The organism is Spirillospora sp. NPDC049652, assembly GCF_040675125.1.
GTDB lineage: Bacteria > Actinomycetota > Actinomycetes > Streptosporangiales > Streptosporangiaceae > Spirillospora.
On the sequence record NZ_JBFAOF010001154.1, the window covers coordinates 1 to 2,009 of the forward strand.

Annotated in this window: 2 protein-coding genes and 1 riboswitch; of the genes, one reads left to right on the top strand and one right to left on the bottom strand. The window is 74.0% G+C overall.

The annotated features are described in order from the left end of the window. A partial coding sequence (locus AB0J52_RS37990; protein WP_500187840.1) for a GNAT family N-acetyltransferase occupies positions 1 to 592 on the bottom strand: 592 nt, incomplete at its 3' end. 159 nt (positions 593 to 751) lie between these two features. Further along, a riboswitch (ZMP/ZTP riboswitch) is annotated at positions 752 to 838 on the top strand. A 58-nt stretch (positions 839 to 896) separates the two neighbouring features. On the opposite strand from AB0J52_RS37990, the gene AB0J52_RS37995 reads away from it, so the two are divergent. Next, on the top strand, positions 897 to 1,751 hold the full coding sequence (locus AB0J52_RS37995; protein ID WP_500187842.1) for a bifunctional methylenetetrahydrofolate dehydrogenase/methenyltetrahydrofolate cyclohydrolase: 855 nt from the start codon (positions 897 to 899) through the stop codon (positions 1,749 to 1,751). Positions 1,752 to 2,009: the final 258 nt, after the last annotated feature.

Sequence of the window (2,009 nt, forward strand, 5' to 3'; positions counted from 1 at the left end):
AGCGCAGCCGGGCGCGCAGCGCCGCCCCGGCCTCCGGCCACTCGGTGTCGATCATGGCGTAGACCGCGGTGTCGCGGAACGTGCCGTCCGGGCGGAGCCGGTGCTTGCGGTGGAAGCCCTCGAAGGACGCGCCGAGCCGCTGGATCGCCGCCCGCGACCGCTCGTTCAGCCGGTCGGTGTGCCACCCGACCCGCACCGCGCCCAGCTCGTCGAACGCCCGCTCCAGGAGCAGCAGCTTGGACTCGGTGTTCACGCCCGTCCGCTGCCAGCGCGCCCCGATCCACGTGTGCCCGATGTACAGGTTCCGGTGCGCGGGGGCGATCTCGTAGTAGGACGTCGTCCCCGCGACCTCTCCGGTCGCGGCGTCGATCTGCGCCCACGGCACGCGCTCCCGCCGCTCGTAGGCGGCCAGCGCGTCCGCGACGAAGGCCCGCATCCCGGCGAGGTCGGCGGGCTGCCGGGAGCCGAGCCACCGCCACACCTCGGCGTCCTTGCCCGCTTCGAGGAACCCCTCGGCGTGCTCCTGCGACAGCGGCTCCAGCCGCACGTAGCGGCCGGTCAGGACGGGGCGTTCGTACCAGGCGTCGTTCATGCCCCAGACGTTAGGCGTGGAAACGGACACCCGAAACGGCCACTTGAAGCCGTTTTCCAGAAACCACTCCGCGCCCCGGGCCCCTGGGAGGCCAGGGGAGGCCCCCGGCCGCCGGCGCCGGGAAAGCGGTAGGTGCCGTCCACGAACCGCCCGGTAGCATGTGCGGGACGCGACTGGCGCAGTCAAGGTGGATTCGACCACCGGGGAGCGAAGACGGACCGGACACCGCGCGCCTGGGTGCCCGGAGGTTCGCAGACCGGGGCCGCCCCTGCGCGGGTTCCGGCGAGATCGCTCGGAGGTACCCATGACCGCGAACATCCTGGACGGCAAGGCGACGGCGGCGGAGATCCGCGCCGACCTGACCGGGCGCGTGGCCGCGCTGAGGGAGCGGGGCATCGGCGTCGGGCTCGGCACCGTCCTGGTCGGGGACGACCCCGGCAGCCACGCCTACGTCAACATGAAGCACCGCGACTGCGCCGAGGTCGGCATCGAGTCGATCCGCCGCGACCTGCCCGCGACCGCCACCCAGGACGAGGTGGAGCGGGCCGTCCGGGAGCTGAACGAGGACCCCGCCTGCACCGGCTACATCGTCCAGCTCCCGCTGCCCAAGGGCCTGGACGAGTTCCGCGTGCTGGAGATGATCGACCCGGCCAAGGACGCCGACGGCCTCGCCCCGATCAGCCTCGGCCGCCTCACCCTCATGCAGCCGGGCTCCCTGCCCTGCACGCCCAAGGGGATCGTGGAGCTGCTGCGCCGCTTCGACGTGCCGCTCGCGGGCGCGGAGGTCGTGGTCGTCGGCCGCGGCATCACCGTCGGACGCTCCCTCGGCCTGCTGCTGACCCGCCGCACCGAGAACGCGACCGTCACCCTCTGCCACACCGGCACGCGCGACCTGGCCGCGCACACCCGTAACGCGGACATCATCGTGGCGGCGGCCGGAGTCCCCGGCCTCATCACCGCCGACATGGTCAAGCCGGGCGCGGCCGTCCTGGACGTCGGCGTCTCCCGGGTGGACGGCAAGCTCGCCGGGGACGTCGCCGACGACGTCCGCGAGGTGGCGGGCTGGGTGGCCCCCAACCCGGGCGGTGTGGGCCCCATGACCCGCGCGATGCTGCTCGCCAACGTCGTCGAACTCGCCGAGACCAACGCCCGCTCCTGACGGCAGGCCTCTCCTCGCCCCCGCCCGCTCCCGGCGACCGCCGTTTTTGGCGGTCACCAGCTTTCGGCGGTCGCCCGCTCCTGACGGCGGTGGTCCCGCCGGGGCCGAATCGGCCCCGGCGGGGGGAAGCACGGTCGCTCCGTGGTTGCGCTGCCTCTGCCGGAGCGACCGCGTGATCGTGCGGCCTCGCGGAGGCGACCGGACGGGCATAACTCGCGATGGCGGCCGCGGCGGAGTGGCTGCCGGGGCCGGCGTTCA

What these genes read in the sequence shown, in the direction of transcription:
- AB0J52_RS37995 (WP_500187842.1), top strand. Translation starts at nt 897, where the DNA reads ATGACCGCGAACATCCTGGACGGCAAGGCGACGGCGGCGGAGATCCGC.